At 42.1% G+C, this 6,277-nt stretch carries 5 protein-coding genes and 1 pseudogene; 5 read left to right on the top strand and 1 reads right to left on the bottom strand.

All coding sequences use genetic code 11. From position 1 onward, the window contains the following. Positions 1-414 (top strand): annotated as a pseudogene (locus tag V7Z64_RS10935) (DDE-type integrase/transposase/recombinase); the annotation flags it as partial. Positions 415-825: 411 nt separating this feature from the next. Here the strand turns inward: V7Z64_RS10935 and V7Z64_RS10940 are convergent. After that, positions 826-1,344 (bottom strand): type II toxin-antitoxin system PemK/MazF family toxin, encoded by a 519-nt coding sequence (locus V7Z64_RS10940; protein ID WP_297992475.1) that lies wholly within the window; start codon positions 1,342-1,344, stop codon positions 826-828. 531 nt (positions 1,345-1,875) lie between these two features. Between V7Z64_RS10940 and V7Z64_RS10945 the strand changes: the two genes are divergently transcribed. The 4 genes from V7Z64_RS10945 (at position 1,876) to V7Z64_RS10960 (ending at position 5,918) form a co-directional block, all read left to right on the top strand. Further along, positions 1,876-2,256, top strand: coding sequence for an Rpn family recombination-promoting nuclease/putative transposase (locus V7Z64_RS10945; protein WP_334110405.1), 381 nt, complete (start codon positions 1,876-1,878; stop codon positions 2,254-2,256). Between the two features lie 170 nt (positions 2,257-2,426). After that, the gene (locus tag V7Z64_RS10950) at positions 2,427-3,410 is read left to right on the top strand and encodes a TAXI family TRAP transporter solute-binding subunit (RefSeq protein WP_442885201.1); all 984 of its coding nucleotides are present in this window, start codon (positions 2,427-2,429) and stop codon (positions 3,408-3,410) included. Between the two features lie 65 nt (positions 3,411-3,475). After that, on the top strand, positions 3,476-3,988 hold the full coding sequence (locus V7Z64_RS10955; RefSeq protein WP_297987384.1) for a DUF1850 domain-containing protein: 513 nt from the start codon (positions 3,476-3,478) through the stop codon (positions 3,986-3,988). Beyond that, positions 3,978-5,918, top strand: a complete 1,941-nt coding sequence (locus V7Z64_RS10960; protein ID WP_297987385.1) for a TRAP transporter permease — start codon at positions 3,978-3,980, stop codon at positions 5,916-5,918. Before V7Z64_RS10955 ends, V7Z64_RS10960 begins: the two co-directional genes overlap by 11 nt. The last annotated feature ends 359 nt before the right edge of the window (positions 5,919-6,277 follow it).

The raw sequence follows: 6,277 nt of genomic DNA on the forward strand, positions 1-6,277 counted from the left end.
GATCCGCAGGCAAGGGCTATTTTTATGCTTACTCGATTTTATCTAGCACCACGGGCTATAACAATGAAATTGTTCCATTGGAGCTATCGGAAAGAAATGATCTTGAGTTGGTTTTGAATACAATCAAACAACTGAATGGGAAGCCATTTGGTCAGAATGCCCTTCTTCATTCAGATCAAGGGTTCCAATACACAACAAAATCATATGAAAACCAGCTTGAAGAACTCAAGATTCAAGGAAGCCATTCTCGAAGGGGAAATTGCCATGATAACGCATGTATCGAATGTTTCTTCTCACATCTAAAGACAGAGAAGTTGTATAGAGAAGTTGTATTTGGTGCGCCCAAAAACGATGGAACAGGCGTATCAGGCTATTCAAGAGTATATTCATTTTTACAATCACAGTCGTTTTTAAGAAAAACTGAACGGCCTTTCCCCAATTGAATATCGAGAAAAGGCCGCAGCTACTTGACAGGGCTATGTGCAAAAAATTGTCCCTCTTTGTTATGTAAGCATCAATTTGTAGATTTTCTTTGCGGGAAATGATAAATACATAAAACCCCAGCACCGAAGTACTGGGGCAAAAACTATGAATCCCCCACTGACGGGGTGAAATGGCCTGCGACGCGGCAGGCAACTTATCATTAAGTTATGAGTTTTTTGCTGATAATATGCAAAGAGAGGAACCATTTGGGCTCCTCTCCGTTGCAAAACAAACGAATCCACGTTTTTTCACGTGTGAACTAGTCTGTGACGAGACAGACGACGTAATTTGTACTCTAAGTATAGAAAAAACCTAGGGAAATGTCAATACGTTGTAAGTACGTTACAGGTCAAATACCCATTTTACACGGTTCATAATCTTATTTAAATCATCCTCGTTTATATTGCCGATATGTTGCTTTAATCGTACTTTGTTGACGGTCGTTAATTCTTCTACCTTTACCGCAGAAGTCTGCGCTAAAAACGGATAAACTTCCTTTCGAAGAAAGTAATGTGTCTTTAAACGAGGTACTACTTTGGTTTTCCCTTTTCGATCTGTAACGGTTTGGGTTTTTAATTTTGTAGACAAAGGAGCTACCTTAACATTTCCGGATGTGCGGTTAATCCAGTCGTTGGAAAGAACAAGCACCGGCCGCTCTCCGTTTTGTTCTGTGCCGATATTTTCTCCAAGTTCACAAGTGAAAATAGCTCCTCGTATGATCGGGCGCTTCATCTGCGTTTGTTCATTCTCAATCCATTCGTTTGCTAATGCGATCTTTTTGGGATGCCATTCATCTAGTTTTGCTTTTTTGTCCACTTTTTTTAAACGCAAACGTTCACGTTGAATTGCATCTGATTCCATTTTATCCCACCTCTCCCTCTTATACATCACGCTCATGATTGTATCACATCATACCCTTAAAGTTCGGCAACGCTGCAATATTTTTTGCTATACATTCCCATCATTTTGCCGTTGCAGGATATACCGAAGCGACAATAGAATGATTAATATCACAGCGTTATAACGAGAGGTAACGGCGCTATGACGGGTGATACGGACGAAGGACAAATATTAATGGAGCCAAGTGATGTGTGTGCTTTGCTGGGCATAAAGGAGCCCACCTTGAGAAAGTATGCCCTCATCCTCCAAGACGCGGGATACAAGTTTCACGTCAACGACAAAGGACAGCGAGGCTATTTCGAAAGAGACGCTATAGTCTTGAAGCGCTTCATGGAGATAAAACAGAGTAACGATATGATGCTAGAACAAGCAGCAGAATGGGATGTACATTGTCCTGTCTGTGATAAACGCGCTCGCGATCGCAAAGGATAGTTAGCAAACAGTGCCTAGCACTATTCATTAAAACAGTCACCGGAATGGCCATGGCTAACGATGTTGTCGGCTGTCGATGGACGAACGAAAAAAATGGATGAAGAGATGTTTCGTGAATTGGAGGGAATCGCCATGACAGAACAAGACATTTTAGAAGCGCTAGAAGAATGGCAAAGCTTAAGCGTCGACCCCGAAAACCGTTACGCGTACGAAATGCGGCTGAAATGGCTCCTTGATCAACTCTCAAACATTCGCGGCAGTCGGGATGAAGGAAGACAAGAAGGATTGAAAGAAGGATTGAAAGAAGGATTGAAACAAGGTCGAGAAGAAGGGAAAAATGAAACCATTCGAAAAATGGTCAAAAAAGGAATGAGTATAACAGACGTTGCCCATATTCTCGACATGACAGTAGAGGAAATACGAGAGCGGTTGGGAGATTAGCGAACGGTGTTAGGGGCTGTTCGTATTTCTCCCACTTACAATTGCCCTCTAGTTGTGATAAATTTCCGATAATTTGGAAAAAAATAAAAAATGATTTGACATGTTTCTAGTAGTTTATGATATGATAGTGCTGTGACTTTTGAAATAGAAAAATAGAAGGGGTGGTTATGATGAGAAAGCTACGTCGCAGTATGTTGTTTGTCGTGTTGTTAGCGTTTACAATGATTGTCACGGCATGTAACGGGGGAAATGAACAAGGAAGTAGCGGAGGAGAGAAAGAGAAAGTCAAAACCATTAGCATTTTAACAGGTGGTACAGGTGGTACATATTATCCGCTCGGTGGAGCGATGGCGAGCATCATTCAAGAGGAGACAGGAATTAACGCGAACGCACAGTCTTCAGGTGCTTCTGCGGAAAATATGAACACGTTAAAACAAGGAGAAGCGGAGATGGCGTTTGCACAAACGGATATCGCCTCTTACGCATTGAATGGGGAATTAATGTTTGAAGGAAATAAAGTAGAAAACGTACAAGCGATCGGTACGCTTTATCCAGAAACAGTTCAAATCGTAACGACAAAAGACAGCGGCATCGAATCAGTTGAAGATTTAAAAGGAAAAACAGTATCCATCGGTGCGCCAGGTTCTGGAGTTAGCGCAAACGCACAACAAATTTTAGACATTCACGGCATTTCTTTAAACGACATTAAAGTACAAAACTTATCTTTTGATGAGTCTGTCGACGGCATTCAATCAGGCAGCATCGATGCGGCGTTCGTTACAGCTGGTACGCCAACAGGTGCAGTTGAAGCGTTAGCTGCTCAAAAAGAAGTGAAGATTGTACCGATTTCTGCTGAGAAAGTGAAACAATTGATTGAAAAATATCCGTTCTACGCGGAAGATACAATTCCTGCTGGTACGTATGGAATTGATTCAGACGTTACAACTGTAGCAGTTAAAGCGATGCTTGTCGTTCGCAAAGACTTAGATGAAGAGACAGTATACAATATTACAAAAGCTATTTTTGAAAATACAGACAAAATTACGCATGCGAAAGGAAAGTTAATTAAAGCTGAAACAGCGCTCGATGGCATCGGCAACATTCCGTTGCATCCAGGAGCGGAAAGATACTTTGCTGAAAAAGGCGTAAAATAACGACATGTGATGATAGACCGACGTTGTTCGGTCTATCGTTTCGTTTTGTTTAAAGGTGAATGGTGATGTCTTTATTGAAACGTTTCTTTTTTTTGCCCTTGTTCCTCATCCTTGCTTGCTTGTTTTTCTTTCCTTATAAGCAAGTCGTGGCGTTTTATTTCGAAGATTCCGATCGTCTCATCGTATTTTTTCCGATCGCTGAATCGCAAACGTTTCAAATCGTTTATACACATTCGATTCATTTCACCGATGTTGTCGAAACATATACGATATTCGAAAAAGAACTCGTACTTACAGAGTTGATGTATGAGAACTTTGCGGTTGGAATGCCATCGAATGCGGAAGGAAATGAAGTGTTCGAACGAAAAAACGGGAAGTACGTCATTACAAATATGAACCGTCGCTTTCGAACGATTGATCTCCGCATCGGCCAAGTTCGGGCTAATCATCGCCTCATCTACAAAGGAAAAGAAATTGTGCTCGGTGAGAAGATCGGTTATGGCAAGTGGGTGAGAATCGTTCCAACTCGAATCAGTTTATGGCAGCAGTTGAAAGGAGTGAACATCATTGACGAATGAAAAAGTTGACGTATTATCAGCTGAAGAACAACAAAAAATACTAGAAAAATACGATCCCGAATCAAATACGCGCCAATTGACTGGAGTCTTTCAAAAGATCGCGTTTGCGGGATTGTTAGCTTTTTCATTGTTTCAGTTGTATACGGCTATTTTTGGCGTCTTTACTGCGCAAATTCAACGTTCCGTTCACTTAGGATTTGCTTTAGCCCTCATCTTTCTTTTATTTCCTGCTCGGCGCGGAAAAAGAAAGAGCGGAAAACTTCAAGTAGCATGGTACGACATCGTGCTCGCTTTATTAAGCATTTACGTCGGTTCATATTGGCCGCTTCATATTGATAAGATCGTCATGCGCGTCGGCATGTTATCCGATCAAGATTTTTACACAGGCGTTTTGGCCGTTTTGCTTGTGTTAGAAGCGACACGTCGCGCGGTTGGTTTGCCGATTACCATGATCGCTATTTTATTTTTATCGTACGGTTACTTTGGCGAAATGATGCCGGGCTTTTTGCGCCATAGCGGTTTGAGCTTGCAGCGCCTCGTGCAAACGATGTTTTTTACGACGGAAGGAATTTTAGGAACGCCATTAGGTGTATCGTCGACATTTATTTTCCTCTTCTTATTGTTCGGTTCGTTTCTCGTGAAAACAGGTGTTGGACAATATTTCAACGATTTAGCAGTGGCGATTGCCGGTCGAAGCACAGGAGGTCCGGCAAAAGTAGCCATTTTCTCTAGTGCGCTACAAGGAACGATTAGCGGAAGTTCTGTCGCAAACGTCGTGACGTCAGGGTCTTTTACCATTCCGATGATGAAAAAGCTCGGCTATAAAAAAGAGTTTGCCGGAGCGGTCGAGGCTGCAGCGTCAACAGGTGGGCAGTTGATGCCGCCAATTATGGGAGCGGCAGCGTTTCTGATGGTCGAGTTTATCGGTGGCGGGCTCACTTATTGGGATATCGCAAAGGCAGCTGCGATTCCTGCTATTTTATATTTTACGGGCATTTGGATTATGACGCACTTTGAAGCGAAGCGCATCGGTTTAAGTGGACTGTCAAAAGAAGAAATGCCAAATCGAAAAGAAGTATTTAAGAAAATGTATTTACTTATTCCGATTGTTTCGGTCATCGCCTTATTGACGGCTGGTGTGACCGTTACGCATGCGGCGTTATATTCCATCGCCATCGCCATCGTCGTCGGATTTATAAACCGCGACTCGAATATGAAGCTTGTCGATATCGTTTATGCGCTTGTAGACGGAGCGCGGACAGCGTTAGGGGTCGCTGCCGCTACTGCCGCCGCCGGAATTATTGTCGGCATCGTGACGAAAACAGGTTTAGGGTTAAAGCTCGCAAACGGATTGCTTGATATTGCTGGAGGGCATTTATTGCCAACGTTATTTTTAACGATGATTGCGGCGATCGTTTTAGGAATGGGATCGCCAACAACGGCGAACTACGTCATTACGTCAACGATTGCTGCACCGGCCATTATTTTGCTTGGTGTTCCTGATTTATCAGCTCATTTATTCGTGTTTTACTTTGGGATTATTGCGGATATTACTCCTCCGGTGGCGCTTGCGGCTTTTGCGGCTGCTGGTGTATCAGGTGGGGAACCGATTCGCACCGGAGTGCAATCGGCGAAGTTGGCGATTGCGGCGTTCATTATCCCGTACATGTTCGTCTTATCTCCACAGCTGCTTATGATTGATACAACTGTAACGGAATTGCTTTGGGTCATCTTTACGGCCGTTACAGGAATGATTGCCATCGGTGCAGGGATGATCGGATATTGGATGCGCAGTTTGCATTGGATTGAGCGAGTCGTTGCGGTTGGCGCCGGTGTGATGCTCATTAACCCGACTGTTTGGTCAGATGTCATCGGTCTTGGCAGTTTTGTAATTTTACTTGTTTTACAATTCGTTTGGAAACGAAAGTAACTAGCGTACAACTGAAGAAAACGATAGTGGGAAAAAGTCAGCGTATGATACGCTGGCTTTTTCTATTGATTGGAAGTAACAAGAGTATATACATAAAATTCATTATTTTTAATCAAAAACATAATATATAATATGATAAATATATTAATTATATAGTATTTTTTATTTGATTTTTATTTCTTATTTAGTATAATTCTAAATGTATAATAATTTTCATTTTAAAGTGAATGGAGGAAAGGAACATGGAAAACAACAATCAAGCAAATGGAGGAAAATGTCCTTTTCATCACGGTGGAGCGACAAGTGTACAATCGAGTGGCACGGTAAATCAAAATTGGTGGCCGAATCAATTAAACTTA

It is taken from the genome of Anoxybacillus sp. (genome assembly GCF_036834105.1).
Lineage (GTDB): Bacteria > Bacillota > Bacilli > Bacillales > Anoxybacillaceae > Anoxybacillus.

What these genes read in the sequence shown, in the direction of transcription:
- V7Z64_RS10945 (WP_334110405.1), top strand. Translation starts at nt 1,876, where the DNA reads ATGTTGTCGGCTGTCGATGGACGAACGAAAAAAATGGATGAAGAGATG.
- V7Z64_RS10940 (WP_297992475.1), bottom strand. Translation starts at nt 1,344, where the DNA reads ATGGAATCAGATGCAATTCAACGTGAACGTTTGCGTTTAAAAAAAGTG.
- V7Z64_RS10950 (WP_442885201.1), top strand. Translation starts at nt 2,427, where the DNA reads ATGAGAAAGCTACGTCGCAGTATGTTGTTTGTCGTGTTGTTAGCGTTT.
- V7Z64_RS10955 (WP_297987384.1), top strand. Translation starts at nt 3,476, where the DNA reads ATGTCTTTATTGAAACGTTTCTTTTTTTTGCCCTTGTTCCTCATCCTT.